Source organism: Pseudomonas sp. AGC41 (assembly GCF_057334555.1).
Genome location: NZ_JBHFJB010000163.1, coordinates 10,446 through 29,189 on the forward strand (window position 1 = coordinate 10,446; position 18,744 = coordinate 29,189).

16 protein-coding genes are annotated in these 18,744 nt (G+C 62.7%); 14 read left to right on the plus strand and 2 right to left on the minus strand.

Annotation, left to right across the window (positions count from 1 at the left end):
• Positions 1-45: 45 nt before the first annotated feature.
• Entirely contained in the window at positions 46-1,077 is a 1,032-nt protein-coding gene (gene rsgA, locus ACE04F_RS28280) for a small ribosomal subunit biogenesis GTPase RsgA (RefSeq protein ID WP_486110932.1), read from the minus strand.
• A gap of 109 nt (positions 1,078-1,186) precedes the next feature.
• On the opposite strand from rsgA, the gene orn reads away from it, so the two are divergent.
• The gene (gene orn, locus ACE04F_RS28285) at positions 1,187-1,729 is read left to right on the plus strand and encodes an oligoribonuclease (protein ID WP_305497212.1); all 543 of its coding nucleotides are present in this window, start codon (positions 1,187-1,189) and stop codon (positions 1,727-1,729) included.
• A gap of 244 nt (positions 1,730-1,973) precedes the next feature.
• Positions 1,974-2,585 carry a trimeric intracellular cation channel family protein gene (locus ACE04F_RS28290; RefSeq protein WP_486110934.1) on the plus strand — a complete coding sequence of 204 codons (612 nt, stop codon included), beginning with the start codon at positions 1,974-1,976 and terminating at the stop codon, positions 2,583-2,585.
• On the opposite strand, the gene queG is transcribed toward ACE04F_RS28290, so the two are convergent.
• Positions 2,567-3,646, minus strand: coding sequence for a tRNA epoxyqueuosine(34) reductase QueG (queG, locus tag ACE04F_RS28295; RefSeq protein ID WP_434626381.1), 1,080 nt, complete (start codon positions 3,644-3,646; stop codon positions 2,567-2,569). The genes ACE04F_RS28290 and queG overlap by 19 nt on opposite strands.
• A gap of 63 nt (positions 3,647-3,709) precedes the next feature.
• On the opposite strand from queG, the gene ACE04F_RS28300 reads away from it, so the two are divergent.
• The 12 genes from ACE04F_RS28300 (at position 3,710) to ACE04F_RS28355 (ending at position 18,717) form a co-directional block, all read left to right on the plus strand.
• Positions 3,710-5,209 carry an NAD(P)H-hydrate dehydratase gene (locus ACE04F_RS28300; protein ID WP_486110937.1) on the plus strand — a complete coding sequence of 500 codons (1,500 nt, stop codon included), beginning with the start codon at positions 3,710-3,712 and terminating at the stop codon, positions 5,207-5,209.
• Positions 5,197-5,664 (plus strand): tRNA (adenosine(37)-N6)-threonylcarbamoyltransferase complex ATPase subunit type 1 TsaE, encoded by a 468-nt coding sequence (gene tsaE / locus ACE04F_RS28305; protein ID WP_434602654.1) that lies wholly within the window; start codon positions 5,197-5,199, stop codon positions 5,662-5,664. Before ACE04F_RS28300 ends, tsaE begins: the two co-directional genes overlap by 13 nt.
• Positions 5,665-5,667: 3 nt before the next feature.
• On the plus strand, positions 5,668-7,098 hold the full coding sequence (locus ACE04F_RS28310; RefSeq protein ID WP_370871022.1) for an N-acetylmuramoyl-L-alanine amidase: 1,431 nt from the start codon (positions 5,668-5,670) through the stop codon (positions 7,096-7,098).
• Positions 7,095-9,008, plus strand: coding sequence for a DNA mismatch repair endonuclease MutL (gene mutL, locus ACE04F_RS28315; RefSeq protein WP_486110940.1), 1,914 nt, complete (start codon positions 7,095-7,097; stop codon positions 9,006-9,008). The genes ACE04F_RS28310 and mutL overlap by 4 nt, the downstream gene beginning before the upstream one ends.
• Positions 9,008-9,979 (plus strand): tRNA (adenosine(37)-N6)-dimethylallyltransferase MiaA, encoded by a 972-nt coding sequence (miaA, locus tag ACE04F_RS28320; protein WP_486110942.1) that lies wholly within the window; start codon positions 9,008-9,010, stop codon positions 9,977-9,979. Before mutL ends, miaA begins: the two co-directional genes overlap by 1 nt.
• Positions 9,980-10,070: 91 nt before the next feature.
• On the plus strand, positions 10,071-10,331 hold the full coding sequence (gene hfq / locus ACE04F_RS28325; protein ID WP_058546527.1) for an RNA chaperone Hfq: 261 nt from the start codon (positions 10,071-10,073) through the stop codon (positions 10,329-10,331).
• A 12-nt stretch (positions 10,332-10,343) separates the two neighbouring features.
• The gene (hflX, locus tag ACE04F_RS28330) at positions 10,344-11,645 is read left to right on the plus strand and encodes a ribosome rescue GTPase HflX (protein WP_434602657.1); all 1,302 of its coding nucleotides are present in this window, start codon (positions 10,344-10,346) and stop codon (positions 11,643-11,645) included.
• 85 nt (positions 11,646-11,730) lie between these two features.
• Positions 11,731-12,906 (plus strand): FtsH protease activity modulator HflK, encoded by a 1,176-nt coding sequence (hflK, locus tag ACE04F_RS28335; protein WP_434570002.1) that lies wholly within the window; start codon positions 11,731-11,733, stop codon positions 12,904-12,906.
• Positions 12,906-13,775 carry a protease modulator HflC gene (hflC, locus tag ACE04F_RS28340; protein WP_305497195.1) on the plus strand — a complete coding sequence of 290 codons (870 nt, stop codon included), beginning with the start codon at positions 12,906-12,908 and terminating at the stop codon, positions 13,773-13,775. The genes hflK and hflC overlap by 1 nt, the downstream gene beginning before the upstream one ends.
• 321 nt (positions 13,776-14,096) lie before the next feature.
• Positions 14,097-15,284 carry an ATP phosphoribosyltransferase regulatory subunit gene (locus ACE04F_RS28345; RefSeq protein WP_486110946.1) on the plus strand — a complete coding sequence of 396 codons (1,188 nt, stop codon included), beginning with the start codon at positions 14,097-14,099 and terminating at the stop codon, positions 15,282-15,284.
• A gap of 54 nt (positions 15,285-15,338) precedes the next feature.
• Positions 15,339-16,631, plus strand: coding sequence for an adenylosuccinate synthase (locus ACE04F_RS28350; RefSeq protein ID WP_039592540.1), 1,293 nt, complete (start codon positions 15,339-15,341; stop codon positions 16,629-16,631).
• Between the two features lie 151 nt (positions 16,632-16,782).
• Positions 16,783-18,717 carry a methyl-accepting chemotaxis protein gene (locus ACE04F_RS28355; RefSeq protein WP_486110949.1) on the plus strand — a complete coding sequence of 645 codons (1,935 nt, stop codon included), beginning with the start codon at positions 16,783-16,785 and terminating at the stop codon, positions 18,715-18,717.
• Positions 18,718-18,744 lie beyond the last annotated feature (27 nt).

The window sequence follows — 18,744 nt, forward strand, 5'->3', positions numbered from 1 at the left end:
CCCCCCCCCCCGCCACAGAATGATCGAGCCTACATTGCGTGCAGGTCAGTAACTGCTTTCCGGCAAGCTCGCGATGATCGAGCGGTAGCTGTTCATCCGTTGTTGGTGCACGCGGCCTTCTTCCAGGGCCTTGAGCAAGGCGCAGCCAGGCTCGCGGTCGTGCTTGCAGTCGCGGAAGCGGCAGGTGCCGATCAGGTCGTTGAATTCAATGAACCCGGCTTCGACATCCGCCCGGCTGACGTGGCCCAGGCCAAATTCGCGGATGCCCGGCGAGTCGATCAGCTCACCGCCGCCGGGAAAGTGGAACAGCCGCGCGGTAGTGGTCGTGTGGGTGCCCTGGCCGGACAGCTCGGACAACGGCCCGACGCGGGTTTCGACTTCTGGCAGCAGGCTGTTGACCAGCGATGACTTGCCGACGCCGGACTGGCCGACGAATACGCTGATGCGCCCGTCGAGTTGCTGTTGCAGTTGCTCCATGCCGTTGCCGTGATGGGCCGATACTTCCAGCACCGGGTAACCCAGATCCCGATAGACCGACAGCAGGGCGTTCAGCGCCGGGGCATTGTGCTCGTCGATCAAGTCGAACTTGTTGAGCAACAGCAACGGGCGAATGCCGGCGTGTTCGGCCGCCACCAGATACCGATCGATCAGGTTGGCGTGGGGCTCGGGCAGCGGGGCGAAGACAATGACGATCATGTCGACGTTGGCCGCCACCGGCTTGAGCTGGCCCCGGCTGTCCGGGCGGCGCAGCTCGGTGTGGCGCGGCAGTTGCGCGACGATCACGCCGATGCCCTGGTTGCCGGCCCGCCAGACCACCTGGTCGCCGGTTACCAGCGCCGGCAGGTTGGCCCGCAAGTGGCAACGGAATACCTGGCCGGCCAACTCGCCTTCCTGGGCCTCGACCTCGACCTGGACGCCGAAATGCGCGATCACCAGGCCGGTCTGCTCAGGGCCCAGGTCTCCGCCCTCCAGGGCCTCGACGGCACTGGATTCACGTTTGGCTGCGCGGGCGGCGCGCTCGCCCTGGATCTTTTCGATGCGCCAGTTCTGACGACGATTGAGTTGGCGTTTGGCCATGGGTGTTCCGTATGAAGAAATGCAGCGAATAGGGTAAAACGGCGGCGAGTTTAGCACGCCCGACCGGTTGCCTAGGCTAAACTGCGCAGCTAAGCCGAGGAGCTCCCCCATGCAAAACCCGCAGAACCTGATCTGGATCGACCTGGAAATGACCGGTCTGAACCCTGACACCGACGTCATCATCGAAATGGCTACCATCGTCACCGACAGCGACCTCAACACCCTGGCCGAAGGTCCGGTGATTGCGATCCACCACAGTGATGAGGTGCTGGCCGGCATGGACGAGTGGAACACCCGCCAGCACGGCGGCTCGGGCCTGACCCAACGGGTGCGCGAGAGCAGGATCAGCATGGCCGAGGCCGAAGCCCAGACCATCGCTTTCCTGGAACAATGGGTGCCAAGGGGCAAGTCGCCGATCTGTGGCAACAGCATCTGCCAGGACCGGCGCTTCCTTTATACCCACATGAAATCCCTGGAAAGCTATTTCCATTACCGCAACCTGGATGTCTCCACGCTCAAGGAGCTGGCCGCCCGCTGGGCGCCAGAAGTGCGTGACAGTTTCCAGAAAGGCAGCACGCACCTGGCCCTGGATGACATCCGCGAATCCATCGCCGAGTTGCAGCATTATCGCAAGCACTTCATCAAGTTCTAAACGGCACCCCAGCGACTGGCGAGATTGCTTTTGTGGCTAGGGAGCTTGCTCCCGCTGACCTGCAAAGCAGGCCCCAGCAGTTTTCCAGGACGACTCAATTGTCTGGTTTGCGACTGCTGCGCAGCCGAGCGGGAGCAAGCTCCCTCGCCACAGGGGATCCTCTCAGCCAGGCTCGGCGCCGCGCCCTCTTTTGGTGCCTGCCCAAACTGGCTAGACTGCGCGCCTTCCCGCAAGGACTGCCACCATGTTGCTGATGCTGTATCTGATCGCCATTACCGCCGAAGCCATGACCGGCGCGCTGTCTGCCGGGCGGCGTGGCATGGACTGGTTTGGCGTGGTGCTGATCGCCTGCATCACGGCACTGGGTGGCGGCTCGGTGCGCGACGTGCTGCTGGGGCATTACCCGCTGACCTGGGTCAAGCATCCGGAATACCTGGTGCTGACCACCGCGGCGGCCATGCTGACAGTAATCCTGGCGCGCTGGATGCGTCACCTGCGCTCGCTATTCCTGGTGCTCGATGCCGTTGGGCTGGTGGCGTTTACCTTGATCGGCTGCATGACCGCGCTGGAAATGGGCCATGGCATGTTGGTGGCCTCGGTCAGTGGGGTGATTACCGGGGTGTTTGGCGGCATTCTCCGGGATATCTTCTGTAACGATATCCCGCTGATTTTCCGTCGCGAACTCTATGCCAGCGTCTCGTTCGCCGCCGCGTGGTGCTACCTGCTGTGTGTCTTCCTGCAATTGCCCAGCGAGCAGGCGATTCTGATCACCCTGTTTGGTGGTTTCCTGCTGCGGCTCCTGGCGATCCGGTTCCACTGGGAAATGCCCAAGTTCGTTTATAACGACGAAGTCTGACGCTCGGCATGTTGGCGCAGCGCCCATTGCACATGTTCCTGCACCAGGGCTGACGGATAGTCCTGTCGCGCCTTCAATGCCTCCAGCACGGGAATTGTCGTCGGTGCGTTGCCCAGCCCCACCGCCAGGTTGCGCAGCCAGCGCTCATAACCGGCGCGGCGCAATGGCGAGCCTTCGGTGCTGCTGAGAAACCTGTCCTCATCCCACATGAACAGCTCGGCCAGTTCGGCATTGTCCAGGTTGTGGCGTGGCTTGAAGTCGCCTTCCGCGGACGGCCGGGCGAAGCGATTCCACGGGCAGACGATCTGGCAGTCATCGCAACCGAACACCCGATTGCCGATCAGCGGCCGCAGTTCCTCGGGGATGGCGTTTTTCAGTTCGATCGTGAGGTAGGAGATGCAACGCCGGGCATCCAATACGTACGGACCAACGAAGGCGTTGGTCGGACAGATGTCCAGGCAGGCAGTGCATTTTCCGCAATGCTCGGTGCCATGGGGCGGGTCCACCGGCAGGGGCAGGTCGACGAACAGTTCGCTGAGGAAAAAATAGCTCCCGGCCTTGCGGTTCAGCACCAAGGTGTTTTTGCCGATCCAGCCCAGTCCAGCCTGTTCGGCAATGGCTTTTTCCAGCACCGGGGCACTGTCGACAAACGCGCGATAGCCGAAGGGGCCGATGGCTGCCTGGATTTTTTCTGCCAGTTGCTGCACGCGTTTACGGATCAATTTGTGGTAATCGCGGCCCAACGCATAACGCGAGACGTAGGCTTTTTCCGGTTCGCCGAGCAATTGCGCCATTCGGGTGTCGCCCGGCAGGTAATCCATGCGCAGGGACACCACTCGCAGCGTGCCCGGAACCAGTTCTTCCGGGTGCGAGCGTTTGCTGCCGTGGGCGCCCATGTAATCCATTTCGCCGTGGTAGCCGGCTTCGAGCCAGCGTTGCAAGTGCTGCTCATGCTCGCCAAGGTCCAGGCCGCTGATGCCGACTTGCTGGAAACCCAGCTCGCGGCCCCAGTCCTTGATGGATTGGGCGAGAGCGGGGAGGTCTGTGGGAATGGCAGGCATGAGGCGAGAGAAACCGGAGCTGAGATGCGTATAATTCTGCCAGACATCGGAGCCCGAAGACGCATGCCGCAGACTAAAGATGAATTTCCCGACGCGCTGTACAGTGCCGCGCAAGTCCGGGCCCTCGACGCACAACTGATCGCGGCGGGCACCAGCGGCTTCGAATTGATGCAGCGCGCCGCGCGCGCAACCTGGCGAGCGATCGTCCGGCGCTGGCCGGAAGCCGCTGAGTTGACCGTGTTTGCCGGCCATGGCAACAACGCCGGCGATGGCTACCTGGTGGCGACTTTGGCCCGGCGCGCCGGCTGGTCGGTCCGGGTGCTGGCGGTAGGCGAACCCCGGCGGTTGCTGGGGGATGCCGCCAATGCCCATGCCGAAGCCGTGGCGGTCGGTGTGCCGGTGGAGCCCTGGTCGGATGATTGCGAATTGCGCGGTGTCCTGCTCGACGCGTTGCTCGGCACCGGGGTGAGCGGTGACGTCCGCGAACCGTATGTCCGGGCAATCGACACGATCAATGTCAGCGGGTTACCGGTTGCCGCGGTCGATATCCCTTCCGGATTGTGTGCCGATACCGGTCGGGTGCTGGGCACCGCGGTGGCGGCGGACCTGACCGTGACCTTCATTGGCCTGAAGCTTGGCCTGTTCACCGGCGATGCGGCGGACCGGGTCGGGGAATTGGTTTTCAACGACTTGCACGCGGACCCGGACATCGTTGAAGCGGCGCCGGCCGACGCTCGATTACTCTTGCCGCATAACCTGCCGCGTCTGCCGCCTCGTGCGCCTTCAGCCCACAAGGGCAAGTTTGGTCATGTGCTGTTGATTGGTGGCGACCGCGGTTTTGGCGGCGCCATCCAGATGAGCGCCGAAAGCGCCCTGCGCAGCGGTGCGGGAATGGTTTCGATGGCGACCCGCAGCGAGCACGTGGCCGCCGCGCTGATGCGTTTGCCCGAGGTGATGGTGCAAGGCACCCATTCGGCTAACCAGTTGATGGGGCTGCTCAAGCAGGCCAGCGTGCTGGTGGTGGGGCCGGGCCTGGGCCAGGCCGCCTGGGGCCGCAGCCTGTTGTCGGCGGCGGCCAATGCGTCGCTGCCGCAGGTGTGGGATGCCGATGCGCTGAATTTGTTGAGCCATGGCGTGGTCAGTCTGCCGGAACAGTGCATCATCACCCCGCATCCGGGCGAGGCCGCGCGACTGCTGGGGATTTCCACCGTGCAGGTGCAGGCCGATCGTCCAGCGGCGGCCCACGCATTGAGCAAAAAATACCGAGCCTGCGTGATTCTCAAAGGCGCCGGTAGCCTGATCGCCAGTCCGGACGGGCGCCTGGCAGTTTGCGGCCAGGGTCATCCGGCGATGGCCACCGCTGGCCTGGGGGATGTCCTTGCTGGCGTGGCCGGCGCTTTGCTGGCCCAGGGAATGGAAGGATTCGAGGCTGCGTGCCTGGCCGTCTGGCTGCATGCCAATGCCGGGGTGCAGGTCGGTCGCTCGGGCCGCGGATTGGCCGCGACCGATCTGATTCCGGCCATTCGTCAGTTGTTGGAGGAGCATTCACCGTGTCTGAAGTAACCCTGTACGTGGCGGATGAACAAGCCATGACACAATTTGGCGCCCGCATCGCGCAGATCACCGCAGGCCATGGTCTGATTTTTCTCGAAGGTGACCTCGGCGCGGGGAAAACCACCCTGTCCCGTGGCATCATTCGCGGCCTCGGGCATGTCGGCTCGGTCAAGAGCCCCACGTTCACGTTGGTCGAGCCCTACGAGATCGGAGATACCCGCGCCTTCCATTTCGACCTGTATCGACTGGTCGATCCTGAGGAGCTGGAGTTTCTCGGGATCCGTGATTATTTCGAAGATGACGCCTTGTGCCTGATCGAATGGCCTCAGAAGGGTGCAGGCTTTTTGCCAAAGCCCGACCTGACCATTACCATTGGCGCGCAGAACGGCGGGCGTTCGCTGAAACTCACGCCGCAAGGCTCGCGTGGCGAGTCGTGGTGTGCCGCTCTGGCACTGGAAAACTAATTGATGATGGGGTTTGGTATGCGCTTTCGCGCGGTGGTTGCTGTCGTAGGACTGTTGCTTACGGCACTGGCCGTCGATGCTGTGGCTGAGACAAAGGTCAACAGTGTTCGCCTCTGGCGGGCGCCGGACAACACCCGGCTGGTGTTCGACCTGACAGGCCCGGTGCAGCACAGCGTGTTCACTCTCGCGGCCCCGGATCGCCTGGTGATCGACATCAACGGTGCATCCCTGGGCGCGCCGCTGAACGTGCCCACGGCCAACACGCCGATTACCGCGATGCGTTCGGCCCAGCGCACGCCCACCGACCTGCGAGTGGTCATCGACCTGAAACAGGCCGTGACCCCGAAGAGTTTCACCCTCGCGCCCAACGCCCAATACGGCAACCGGTTGGTGGTGGATCTGTTCGATAACCCGGCCGACGCCGCGCCAGCCCCACCGCCCCCGACCAAGGTCGCGACGGTGCCTGCCGTTCCGGTCACACCCACCGAGCCTGCGCTCAAGCTGCCACCTGCGCCGGCCGGCAAGCGCGACATCATCGTGGTCATCGATGCCGGCCACGGTGGCGAAGACCCTGGCGCCTCGGGCTCGCGCGGTCAGCGTGAGAAAGACGTGGTGCTGGCCATCGCCCGGGAGTTGCAGCGCCAGGTCAACGGCATGAAGGGCTTTCGCGCCGAGCTGACCCGCACTGGTGATTACTTCATTCCGTTGCGTGGCCGCACCGAGATCGCCCGCAAGAAAGGTGCGGACCTGTTCGTCTCGATCCACGCCGACGCCGCGCCTTCGAAGGCTGCGTTCGGCGCCTCGGTATTTGCCTTGTCTGATCGTGGCGCCACTTCCGAGACCGCGCGCTGGCTGGCCGACAGTGAAAACCGTTCCGACCTGATCGGCGGTGCCGGCAACGTCAGTCTCGACGACAAGGACCGGATGCTCGCCGGCGTGTTGCTGGATCTGTCGATGACCGCCTCGTTGACGTCCAGCCTGAACGTTGGGCAAAAGGTCCTGAGCAACATCGGTCGCGTTACCCCGTTGCACAAGCAACGCGTCGAACAGGCTGGATTCATGGTGCTCAAGTCGCCGGATATCCCGTCGATCCTCGTGGAAACCGGGTTTATCTCCAACGCCAACGAAGCCTCGAAACTGTCTTCCGCGAGCCATCAGCAGGCCCTGGCCCGCTCCATCAGCAGCGGTGTGCGGCAGTTCTTCCAGCAGAACCCGCCGCCGGGCACCTACATCGCCTGGCTGCGCGATTCGGGCAAGATTGCCCAAGGGCCACGGGATCATCGCGTCAGTCCTGGCGAAACCCTGGCGATGATCGCTGTGCGCTACCAGGTGTCGCCCGCTACCTTGCGCAGCGCCAATAACCTGCAGAGCGACGAGCTGAAGATCGGACAGACCCTGACCATTCCCGGCAACGAAGTGGCGGTCAAGCAATGACGGATGACGTGATCGGCAGCAACGCTCGCATCGAACTGCTCAGCCCGCGGCTGGCGAACCAGATCGCCGCCGGTGAGGTGGTCGAGCGCCCGGCGTCGGTGATCAAGGAACTGCTGGAAAACAGCCTCGATTCCGGTGCCAAGCGCATCGACGTCGATGTCGAGCAAGGTGGCGTCAAGCTGCTGCGGGTGCGCGACGACGGTCGCGGCATTCCCGCCGACGACCTGCCGCTGGCGCTGGCTCGTCACGCCACCAGCAAGATCCGCGACCTGGAAGACCTTGAGCGGGTCATGAGCCTGGGGTTTCGTGGCGAGGCGCTGGCGTCCATCAGCTCGGTGTCGCGTCTGACGCTGACGTCCCGCACCCGCGACGCCGACCAGGCCTGGCAGGTCGAGACCGAAGGCCGCGACATGGCTTCTCGCGTCCAGCCCGCCGCGCATCCGGTGGGCACCTCGGTAGAAGTGCGCGACCTGTTCTTCAATACCCCGGCCCGGCGCAAGTTCCTCAAGGCTGAAAAGACCGAATTCGATCATTTGCAGGAAGTCATCAAACGCCTGGCCCTGGCGCGTTTTGACGTGGCGTTCCATTTGCGCCACAACGGCAAGACCATCCTCAGCCTGCACGAGGCCCACGATGATGCGGCCCGTGCCCGACGCGTGGGCGCGGTGTGCGGTGCGGGTTTCCTCGAGCAGGCGTTGCCCATCGAGGTGGAGCGCAATGGCCTGCACCTGTGGGGCTGGGTTGGCTTGCCGACGTTCTCCCGCAGCCAGGCGGACTTGCAGTATTTCTATGTGAATGGCCGCGCGGTGCGCGACAAGCTCGTGGCCCACGCGGTGCGCCAGGCGTATCGCGATGTGCTGTTCAACGGCCGGCATCCGACCTTCGTGCTGTTTTTCGAGGTCGACCCTTCGGTGGTGGACGTCAACGTGCACCCGACCAAGCACGAAGTGCGGTTCCGTGACGGGCGCATGGTCCATGACTTCCTCTACGGCACTTTGCATCGCGCCCTGGGCGACGTGCGTCCTGAAGATCAATTGGCGGCCCCGGCGGCGGTGGCCGGCATGGTCCGGCCCAGCGGACTGGAAGCTGGCGAATTCGGTCCCCAGGGCGAAATGCGCCTGGCGGCCAACGCGCTGCTTGAGCAACCCCAGCCCCAGCCGGTCTATAACACGGCCGGCAGCGGTGCCGGCAGCGGCTATCAATACCAATACACACCGCGTCCTCAGTCGAATGTGCCGGCGGCGGAGGCCCAGGCTGCCTATCGCGAATTTTTCAAGCCGCTGCCGGAGACCGGTGCGGCGGCATTGCCCGATGGCCAGGGTGATATCCCGCCGCTGGGCTATGCCCTGGCGCAGCTCAAAGGCATCTACATTCTTTCCGAAAACGCCCAGGGCCTGGTCCTGGTGGACATGCATGCCGCTCACGAGCGGATCATGTACGAACGATTGAAGATCGCCATGGCCAGTGAAGGCTTGAGCGGGCAACCGCTGCTGGTGCCCGAGTCCCTGGCCGTCAGTCAGCGCGAAGCCGATTGCGCCGAAGAGCATGTGAGCTGGTTCCAGCGCCTGGGCTTCGAGTTGCAGCGCCTCGGCCCGGAGACCCTGGCGATCCGGCAGATCCCGGCCTTGTTGAAACAGGCCGAGGCCAATCGCCTGGTCAGCGACGTGCTGGCGGACCTGATGGAGTACGGCACCAGTGACCGGATCCAGGCGCACCTGAACGAACTGCTCGGCACCATGGCCTGCCACGGCGCAATCCGCGCCAACCGGCGCCTGGCCCTGCCGGAAATGAACGGCCTGCTGCGGGACATGGAAAACACCGAGCGCAGCGGTCAATGCAACCATGGCCGGCCGACCTGGACCCAATTGGGCCTGGACGACCTGGACAAACTGTTCCTGCGCGGTCGCTGATGAGCCAGCTCCCACCGGCGATCTTCCTGATGGGGCCGACGGCCGCCGGCAAGACCGACCTGGCCATCGAACTGACCAAGGTGCTGCCCTGCGAGTTGATCAGCGTCGACTCGGCGTTGGTCTATCGGGGCATGGACATCGGCACCGCCAAGCCATCGAAAGAACTGCTGGCTGAATTTCCCCACCGCCTGATCGATATCCTCGACCCGGCCGACGCTTACTCGGCAGCCGATTTTCGCCGTGATGCGCTCCAGGCCATGGCCGAGATCACCGCGCGGGGCAAGATTCCGCTGCTGGTAGGCGGCACCATGCTGTATTACAAGGCCTTGGTCGACGGGCTGGCGGACATGCCGGCGGCCGATTCCGAGGTGCGCGCGCAGATCGAAGAAGAGGCTGCGCGCCTTGGCTGGCAGGCGCTGCATGAGCAATTGGCGGCCATTGACCCGGAATCGGCGGCGCGTATTCACCCCAACGACCCGCAGCGGCTCAGCCGGGCGCTGGAGGTCTATCGGGTCAGCGGCCAGAGCATGACGGCCCTGCGCCAGCGACAATCTGCGCAAAGTACTGAAGCAGCCGCTTCGGGACTGCAACAATTGCCCTATACTGTCGCGAATCTGGCCATCGCTCCGGCGAACCGGCAAGTGTTGCATCAGCGTATTGAACAAAGATTCACATTGATGTTGGAACAGGGGTTCATAGACGAGGTCGTAGCCCTGCGTGAGCGAAGTGACCTGCATGCCGGGTTGCCGTCTATACGTGCGGTAGGTTATCGACAAGTCTGGGATTACCTGGACGGCAAGCTGACGTCAGCCGAGATGCGCGAGCGTGGGATTATCGCCACGCGCCAATTGGCGAAGCGCCAGTTCACCTGGTTGCGCAGCTGGACTGACTTGCATTGGCTCGACAGCCTTGATTGCGACAATCTGCCACGCGCCTTGAAATACCTTGGGACCATCTCCATATTGAGCTGAGTCCTTGCAATTGCCGTCTATCCTTGGGGGTGTGACGGCCCAAGCCATCTGATTCCGATTTTTATAATTGATCCTTAAAGGAGTGCGGCACATGTCAAAAGGGCATTCGCTACAAGACCCTTACTTGAACACTTTACGTAAAGAGAAAGTTGGGGTGTCCATCTATCTGGTCAACGGGATCAAACTGCAAGGCACGATCGAGTCTTTCGACCAGTTCGTCATCCTGCTGAAAAACACCGTCAGCCAGATGGTCTACAAACACGCTATCTCGACAGTGGTGCCGGTTCGTCCAATTCGTCTGCCTAGCGCAACCGAATCTGAAGGCGCTGACGCTGAGCCGGGTAACGCTTGATAGGAGCCTCCTTTGTTCTTTGAGCGCCACGGTGGTGGTGAGCGGACTATTCTCGTTCACTTGGAAGGACAGGACCCTGAGGCGCGCGAAGATCCGCAGGAGTTTCAGGAATTGGCAATTTCGGCCGGCGCCGAGACCGTCGCGTTTTTCAACGTGCCGCGTCATCGGCCAACCGCCAAATTCCTGATCGGCAGTGGCAAGGTCGAGGAGTTGCGCGACCTGGTCAAGGCCGAGCACATCGATCTGGTGATTTTCAATCACATTCTTACGCCCAGTCAGGAACGTAACCTCGAACGTGTCTTCGAGTGTCGCGTGATCGACCGCACCGGGCTGATTCTCGACATCTTTGCCCAACGCGCGCGTACCCATGAAGGCAAGCTCCAGGTCGAACTGGCCCAGCTTGAGCACATGAGCACACGGCTGGTTCGCGGCTGGACTCACCTTGAGCGTCAAAAAGGTGGTATCGGCCTGCGCGGCCCGGGTGAAACCCAGCTGGAAACCGACCGCCGCCTGCTGCGGGTTCGCCTGCGCCAGATCAAGGGGCGGCTGGAGAAAGTCCGCAGCCAGCGCGAGCAGTCGCGACGCGGCCGCAAGCGGGCGGACATCCCGACGGTTTCACTGGTGGGGTATACCAACGCCGGCAAATCGACGCTGTTCAATCACGTTACCCAGTCCGACGTCTACGCGGCCGACCAGTTGTTCGCCACGCTCGACCCGACCCTGCGCCGGCTCGACCTGGACGACCTCGGGCCGATCGTGCTGGCCGACACCGTAGGCTTCATCCGGCACCTGCCGCATAAGCTGGTCGAGGCTTTCCGGGCTACGCTCGAAGAGTCGAGCAACTCCGACCTGCTGCTGCACGTGATCGATGCTGCCGAACCGGACCGGATGCTGCAGATCGAGCAGGTGATGGTGGTGCTGGGCGAGATCGGGGCGCAGGACTTGCCGATCCTCGAGGTATACAACAAACTCGATTTGCTCGAAGGCGTGGAACCGCAGATCCAGCGCGATGCCGACGGCAAGCCGCAGCGGGTCTGGCTGTCGGCGCGTGATGGCAGCGGCCTGGACCTGCTCAAGCAGGCCGTGGCGGAGCTGTTGGGCGACGACCTGTTTGTCGGTACCTTGAAACTGCCACAGCGTTTCGCCCGGCTGCGTGCCCAGTTCTTCGAGTTGGGGGCGGTGCAGAAAGAAGAACACGACGAAGACGGTGTCTGCCTGCTGGCCGTTCGCCTGCCTCGGTCGGAACTGAACCGGCTGGTCAGTCGTGAAGGGCTGCAACCGATGGAATTCATCGAGCAACACACTTTGCAATAAAAGCCTGAGAAAGCTGTGTCAGGCATTCTGTAGCATTGGCCGGCGCGCCGTGGGTGCGTCTTTGCTTTATCAGATGGAGAGCGCTATGGCTTGGAATGAGCCGGGTGGCAACTCGAACAACCAGGATCCCTGGGGCGGCAAGCGTCGTAATAACGGCGACCGCAAGGGACCACCGGATCTCGACGAGGCCTTCCGCAAGCTGCAGGAAAGCCTGAACGGTTTGTTCGGTGGTGGTAAGAAACGTGGTGACGATGGCGGCAGCCGTCCGGGCAGAGGCGGCGGTTTCGGCCTGCTCGGCATCGGCCTTGTCGTGCTTGCGGCTGTCTGGCTGTACAGCGCGGTATATGTCGTGGACGAGCAGGAGCAAGCCGTGGTGCTGCGCTTCGGCAAGTACTACGAAACCGTCGGCCCGGGCCTGAACATCTATTTCCCGCCGATCGACCAGAAGTACATGGAGAACGTCACGCGTGAGCGTGCCTACACCAAGCAGGGCCAGATGCTCACCGAAGACGAGAACATCGTCGAAGTGCCGCTGACCGTGCAGTACAAGATCACCAACCTGCAGGACTTCGTGCTGAACGTCGACCAGCCTGAAATCAGCCTGCAACATGCGACTGAAAGTGCCTTGCGCCATGTGGTGGGCTCCACCGCCATGGACCAGGTGCTGACCGAAGGTCGCGAGCTGATGGCCAGCGAAATCAAGGAGCGCCTGCAACGCTTCCTCGATACCTATCGCACCGGTATCACCGTCACCCAGGTCAACGTGCAGAGCGCAGCGGCACCGCGCGAAGTGCAGGAAGCCTTCGACGACGTGATCCGTGCCCGTGAAGACGAGCAGCGCTCGCGCAACCAGGCCGAAACCTACGCCAACGGCGTCGTGCCGGAAGCTCGTGGCCAGGCCCAGCGCATCATCGAAGATGCCAACGGTTATCGCGATGAGGTGGTTTCCCGCGCCAAAGGTGAGGCTGATCGCTTCACCAAACTGGTGGCCGAGTACCGCAAGGCTCCTGAAGTGACCCGCCAGCGTCTGTACCTGGACACCATGCAGGAAGTCTTCAGCAACACCAGCAAGGTCCTCGTGACCGGCAACAAGAATGGCCAGAGCAATCTGCTGTACCTGCCGCTGGACAAGATGGTCGAGAGCGGTCGCAACACCGGCACGCCGTCAACCGGCGCGGCGGCAGCCGCCAGCAATGAAGCCAATGCCCGCGCGGCGGCGGACCTGCAGCAACAGCAAGCACGTACCAGGGAGAGTCGCTGATGAGCAATAAATCGCTGATCGCCCTTATTGTCGGTGTTGTCGTGGCGATCGCTGCCTGGAACTGCTTCTATATCGTGGCTCAGACCGAGCGTGCGGTGTTGCTGCAATTCGGTCGCGTGGTCCAGGCTGATGTCCAGCCAGGGCTGCATGTGAAAGTGCCGTACGTCAACAAGGTGCGCAAGTTCGACGCCCGCCTGATGACGCTGGACGCACCGACGCAGCGCTTCCTGACGCTGGAAAAGAAAGCCGTAATGGTCGATGCCTACGCCAAGTGGCGCGTGAAGGATGCCGAGCGCTTCTACACTGCGACGTCCGGCCTCAAGCAGATCGCCGACGAACGCCTGTCCCGTCGCCTGGAATCGGGCCTGCGTGACCAGTTCGGTAAACGTACCCTGCATGAAGTGGTCTCCGGTGAGCGCGATGCGCTCATGTCCGACATCACTCGTTCGCTGAACACGATGGCGGAGAAAGAACTGGGCATCGAAGTAGTCGATGTCCGCGTCAAGGCCATCGATCTGCCGAAGGAAGTGAACCGCAGCGTGTTCGAGCGCATGAGTACCGAGCGTGAGCGTGAAGCGCGCGAGCACCGTGCCAAGGGTAACGAGCTGGCCGAAGGCATCCGTGCCGACGCCGATCGTCAGCGCCGTGTGCTGCTGGCCGAGGCCTATCGCGAATCGGAAGAAGTCCGTGGTGATGGCGATGCCCAGGCCGCGGCGATCTACGCCAAGGCCTACGGCCAGGATCAGGAGTTCTACGCGTTCTATCGTAGCCTGCGCGCCTACCGTGAAAGCTTCGCGAACAAGTCCGACGTTCTGGTCCTGGACCCAAGCAGCGACTTTTTCCATTACCTGGAAAAGGCCAAGCCTTGATGCGCCGTTGACCTGAAGCACTCCGCCCGGCGGCTAAAACGTCGGGCGGGGTGATCCTTTGGGAAAACGTGTGTATGATGCGGCAGCCGGGAAATTCCCGGCTTTTTTGCGTCTGCACGTTTGATTGTGGTGTTGGTTGCAGGCGTCGGGTGGAATGACCCGACAGGTTTTTCGAGGAAAGTGCTTGGCGAGGCCAATTCAAGGCCAATCGTCACGTCGCCCTTGCGCGTGGTTTGCGGTTTTTCGCCTGGCGCGGGCATTTTCTGCTTCACTCAAGGCCAGCCCGAAAGTTGGCCGCCCGGATCATAGGGGAATGGCGTAATGGCAACGGTAGACCGCTGGCTGCTGCCAGATGGCATCGAAGAAGTACTGCCACCGGAGGCCGCGCGTATCGAAGTAGCGCGTCGGCAGGTGTTGGATCTGTTCCAGAGCTGGGGTTACGAGTTTGTCGTGACCCCGCATATCGAGTACCTGGAATCCCTGCTGACCGGCGCGGGCCAGGATCTGGATCTGCGCACCTTCAAGGTCATCGATCCGCAGTCGGGTCGGCAGATGGGCTTTCGGGCCGACATCACGCCACAAGTGGCGCGCATCGATGCCCACACCCTGCGTCGCGAAGGTCCGAGCCGCCTGTGCTATGCCGGCAGTGTCCTGCATGCCTTGCCGCGTGCCTTGTCGTCTTCACGCAGCCCGATCCAGCTGGGCGCCGAGCTGTACGGCGACGCGAGCCCGAGCAGCGACGTGGAAGTGATCAGTCTGATGCTGGCCATGCTGCAACTGGCTGACGTGCCGGATGTCCACATGGACCTGGGCCATGTTGGTATCTACCGTGGCCTGGCGCGGGCGGCGGGGCTGTCCGGTGAAGTGGAGCAGCAGTTGTTCGATGCGTTGCAGCGCAAGGCCATCGACGAAGTCATCAGCCTGACCGAAGGCCTGCCGACACAATTGTCTGGCATGCTGCGGGCATTGGTGGACCTGTGTGGCGGCCGTGAAGTGCTGAGCGCTGCTCGCGAGCGCCTGGCCGGTGCGCCGGCGCCTGTGCTGGCGGCCCTGGACGATCTGCTGGCGATTGCCGAGCGTCTGTCGGTGCGTTTCCCGGAGCTGCCGCTGTATTTCGACCTGGGTGAACTGCGCGGTTATCACTACCACACCGGCGTGGTGTTCGCGGTATTCGTACCGGGCGTTGGGCAGTCCATCGCCCAGGGCGGTCGCTACGACGACATCGGTGCCGATTTCGGTCGTGCCCGTCCGGCGACCGGCTTCTCTACCGATTTGAAAACCCTGGTGACCCTGGGGCGTGCTGAGATCGAGCTACCGTCTGGCGGTATCTGGATGCCTGACAGTACGGATGCGGCACTCTGGCAGATGGTCTGCCAGTTGCGCAGTGAGGGTCAGCGTGTCGTCCAGGCATTGCCTGGGCAACCTTTGGCCGCCGCCCGTGAAGCGGACTGCGACCGGCAATTGATTCAGCAGAACGGGCTTTGGCAAGTATTGCCGCTGGCTTCTTGAGTTTTCCTGCCGGCTATCGCCGGCACCAAGTTTGCGCGAATGAGGACAAGTGTTATGGGTAAGAATGTCGTAGTCCTGGGCACCCAGTGGGGTGATGAGGGCAAAGGCAAGATCGTTGATCTGCTGACCGAACATGCTGCCGCCGTAGTGCGCTACCAGGGCGGCCACAACGCAGGTCACACCTTGGTGATCGACGGTGAGAAAACCGTTCTGCACCTGATCCCCTCGGGCGTGCTGCGCGAAGGCGTGCAGTGCCTGATCGGCAACGGCGTGGTGGTTGCCCCCGACGCCCTGCTGCGGGAAATCATCAAGCTGGAAGAGAAGGGTGTACCGGTGCGCGAGCGCCTGCGCATCAGCCCGTCCTGCCCGCTGATCCTGTCCTACCACGTTGCGCTGGACCAGGCCCGTGAAAAGGCCCGTGGCGAGCTGAAGATCGGCACTACCGGTCGCGGCATCGGCCCGGCCTATGAAGACAAGGTCGCCCGTCGCGGCCTGCGCATCGGCGACCTGTTCCACCGCGAACGTTTCGCCGCCAAGCTGGGCGAGTTGCTGGACTACCACAACTTTGTCCTGGTCAATTACTACAAAGAGCCGGCCATCGACTTCCAGAAAACCCTGGATGAGTGCATGGAATACGCCGAGCTGCTCAAGCCGATGATGCTCGACGTCACCGCCGAGCTGCACGAGCTGCGCCGCGCTGGCAAGGACATCATGTTCGAAGGCGCCCAGGGTTCGCTGCTGGACATCGACCACGGCACCTACCCATACGTCACCAGCTCCAACACCACCGCTGGCGGCATCGCCACCGGTTCGGGTTTTGGCCCGATGTACCTGGACTACATCCTCGGTATCACCAAGGCCTACACCACCCGTGTCGGTTCGGGTCCTTTCCCGACCGAGCTGTTCGACGACGTCGGTGCCTTCCTGGCCAAGCGCGGTCACGAGTTCGGTGCCACCACCGGCCGCGCCCGTCGTTGCGGCTGGTTCGATGCCGTCATCCTGCGTCGCGCCATCGACGTCAACAGCATCTCGGGCCTGTGCCTGACCAAGCTGGACGTGCTGGACGGCCTGGAAACCATCAACATTTGCGTGGGCTACAAGAATCAGGACGGTGCTGTCATCGACGCACCGACCGATGCCGACAGCTATATCGGTCTGGAGCCGGTGTACGAGCAGATGCCAGGCTGGACCGAATCGACCGTGGGTGCCAAGACCCTGGAAGAGCTGCCCGTGGCGGCCCGCAACTACATCAAACGCGTCGAAGAGCTGGTCGGTGCGCCGATCGACATTATTTCGACGGGGCCGGACCGCAACGAAACCATCGTTCTGCGTCATCCTTTCGGCTGATAAGTCGTTGATGTAACACACAAAGGACCCTCGTTTGGGTCCTTTGTCGTCTTTGCCGGTCAGACGGCACGACCTTTGCTATGCACCCTTAATAATAAGTACTTCTTGTGAAGTGCCATCAATTTAATGGCGTTAGTAGAGGGATTCCCCTGTGTCGGCCGTTCTCTCACTGTTACAAAGCCGTTTGCTGCGGCCTGTTTTCGTTACGCTCGGTATCGCCCTTTTGGTGCAGGTGCTGGTCGCCGTTGCGCTGACCCGAAGCACGGTCACTGCGCTGGAGGCCGACCTGAACGCGCGCCTGGGGGCTGACAGCCAGAAACTCGCCGGTGAGCTGGAGCAGGCCGGGCGTGAAGTCACCTCAAGCCTCGATAGCCTTTCCGCCAGCACCCGCCAACGGTTGAACGCCGGTTTGTCCTCGCGGCTGAAGGAAGAGCAGGCCCATCTGCGTGCGACTCTGGAAAAAGACCTGAGGGATTCCGCCAATGATATGGCGCAGCTTTTGGCCTCGGTCGCGCCTCGTGCCATGTGGGACAGCGACGTGCCGACCCTTTCCGAATTCGCCCGCCGTGCCCAGCGCAATCCCAACGTGCTCTTCGTCATTTATGACGACGCGGCCGGAGAGCACCTGACTCGTTACCTGAACCGGGAAAACCCGATCAACAAGGCCCTGCTGGAAAAAGGCAAGGGTGAGCGGGCGCTGGACAAAGTGCTTGACGCGGCAAAAAACGATCCGTCAGTTTATTACCTTGAGGCGTCGATCAACCCCAACGGGGTGGAAATCGGCAAGGTGCTGATGGGCGTTTCCACCGCCTCGGTGGAAACCGATCTGAAAGCACTGGACCAGCGCTTCTCCGCATTGATCGCCAGCAGTGACCAATTGGTCGGTGACAGCCTCAAGGGCGCAGCCGCCGACAGCGCCACCGCCATGCGTGGCCGCTTGGGCTCGGCGCAGGCAACCGCCACGCAAATGCAGACCAATACCGCCGCCACCGTGCAGGAGGCTGCGGGGACTTTGCGCTGGCGCATCGGCCTGGGCCTGGCGCTGGTCGGGTTCGGCGTGCTGGTATTGCTGGCCGTGGTGCTGGGGCGGCGGGTGGTCAATCGCTTGAAGCTGTTGATCGCCGCGATGAACGACCTCGCCGCGGGTGAGGGCGATCTGACCAAGCGTGTACAAATCAGCAGCAAGGACGAGATTGGCGACATGGCTTCGGCGGTCAATCGTTTTGTCGATAAGTTGCAACCCATCGTCCGTGAAGCGGGTGACGTGGCGCAGCGCACCGGCCAGGAAATCGGTGCGATGACCCTGCGCAACTCCGGCGCCGACGCGGCGGCCGGCATGCAGCGCGACGAAGTGGCCGAAAGCCTGCGGGCGTTGTCGCAGATGGCCGATGAGGCGCAATCGGAAAGCCAGGCGATGCAGGCGGCCTTGCAGCAGGTGGTGGAGATTCGCCAGGCCACCGATGAAACGACCCGCACCGCGGCCAAGGTCGGCGGTTTGATCGAAGCGTTGGCTGGACAGGTCGATACCGGGGCGAAGGTCATCGAGCGGCTGGCGCAGCAGAGCGAGCAGATCGAAGTGGTCCTGACGGTTATCCATGGCATCGCCGAGCAAACCAACCTGCTGGCGTTGAACGCGGCCATCGAAGCGGCGCGGGCAGGCGAAACCGGGCGCGGATTTGCAGTGGTGGCGGACGAGGTGCGCGCGCTGGCGAGCAAGACCCAGAGTTCGACTGGCGACATCCAGGCGCATATCGTCGCCTTGCAACAAGGCGCGCGTGAAGCGGTGGCTGCGATTGGCCAGGCTGGGCGCCAAGCGAACGAGGGCCTGGCGGTGCTGCGAGACAGCGCACGGCTGCAGCAATCAGTGCAGGCTTCCGTCGAGCAGGTCCATGCGGCTATCGGTCTGGCGACCCAGGCCGCGGCGCATCAGGCCCAGGGCGCCCAAGCGGTGCGCGGACGGGTGGAAACCATCCACGCCCAGGCCGAAAAAGCCGCCCAGGCGGTGGTCGAGACCACTGCCAGCGGCAAGGTGTTGGACAGTCTGGCGGCGCAGTTGAAGGCGAGCCTGGGGCAGTTCAGGGCTTGATTCGAGATTGCGGCTGGCCCTTCGCGA

Excerpts from the sequence above, each read along its gene's own strand:
- rsgA (WP_486110932.1), bottom strand. The coding sequence starts at position 1,077 with ATGGCCAAACGCCAACTCAATCGTCGTCAGAACTGGCGCATCGAAAAG.
- ACE04F_RS28350 (WP_039592540.1), top strand. The coding sequence starts at position 15,339 with ATGGGTAAGAATGTCGTAGTCCTGGGCACCCAGTGGGGTGATGAGGGC.
- mutL (WP_486110940.1), top strand. The coding sequence starts at position 7,095 with ATGACGGATGACGTGATCGGCAGCAACGCTCGCATCGAACTGCTCAGC.
- miaA (WP_486110942.1), top strand. The coding sequence starts at position 9,008 with ATGAGCCAGCTCCCACCGGCGATCTTCCTGATGGGGCCGACGGCCGCC.
- hflK (WP_434570002.1), top strand. The coding sequence starts at position 11,731 with ATGGCTTGGAATGAGCCGGGTGGCAACTCGAACAACCAGGATCCCTGG.
- ACE04F_RS28300 (WP_486110937.1), top strand. The coding sequence starts at position 3,710 with ATGCCGCAGACTAAAGATGAATTTCCCGACGCGCTGTACAGTGCCGCG.
- orn (WP_305497212.1), top strand. The coding sequence starts at position 1,187 with ATGCAAAACCCGCAGAACCTGATCTGGATCGACCTGGAAATGACCGGT.
- ACE04F_RS28290 (WP_486110934.1), top strand. The coding sequence starts at position 1,974 with ATGTTGCTGATGCTGTATCTGATCGCCATTACCGCCGAAGCCATGACC.
- hflC (WP_305497195.1), top strand. The coding sequence starts at position 12,906 with ATGAGCAATAAATCGCTGATCGCCCTTATTGTCGGTGTTGTCGTGGCG.
- ACE04F_RS28310 (WP_370871022.1), top strand. The coding sequence starts at position 5,668 with ATGATGGGGTTTGGTATGCGCTTTCGCGCGGTGGTTGCTGTCGTAGGA.
- queG (WP_434626381.1), bottom strand. The coding sequence starts at position 3,646 with ATGCCTGCCATTCCCACAGACCTCCCCGCTCTCGCCCAATCCATCAAG.
- ACE04F_RS28345 (WP_486110946.1), top strand. The coding sequence starts at position 14,097 with ATGGCAACGGTAGACCGCTGGCTGCTGCCAGATGGCATCGAAGAAGTA.
- hfq (WP_058546527.1), top strand. The coding sequence starts at position 10,071 with ATGTCAAAAGGGCATTCGCTACAAGACCCTTACTTGAACACTTTACGT.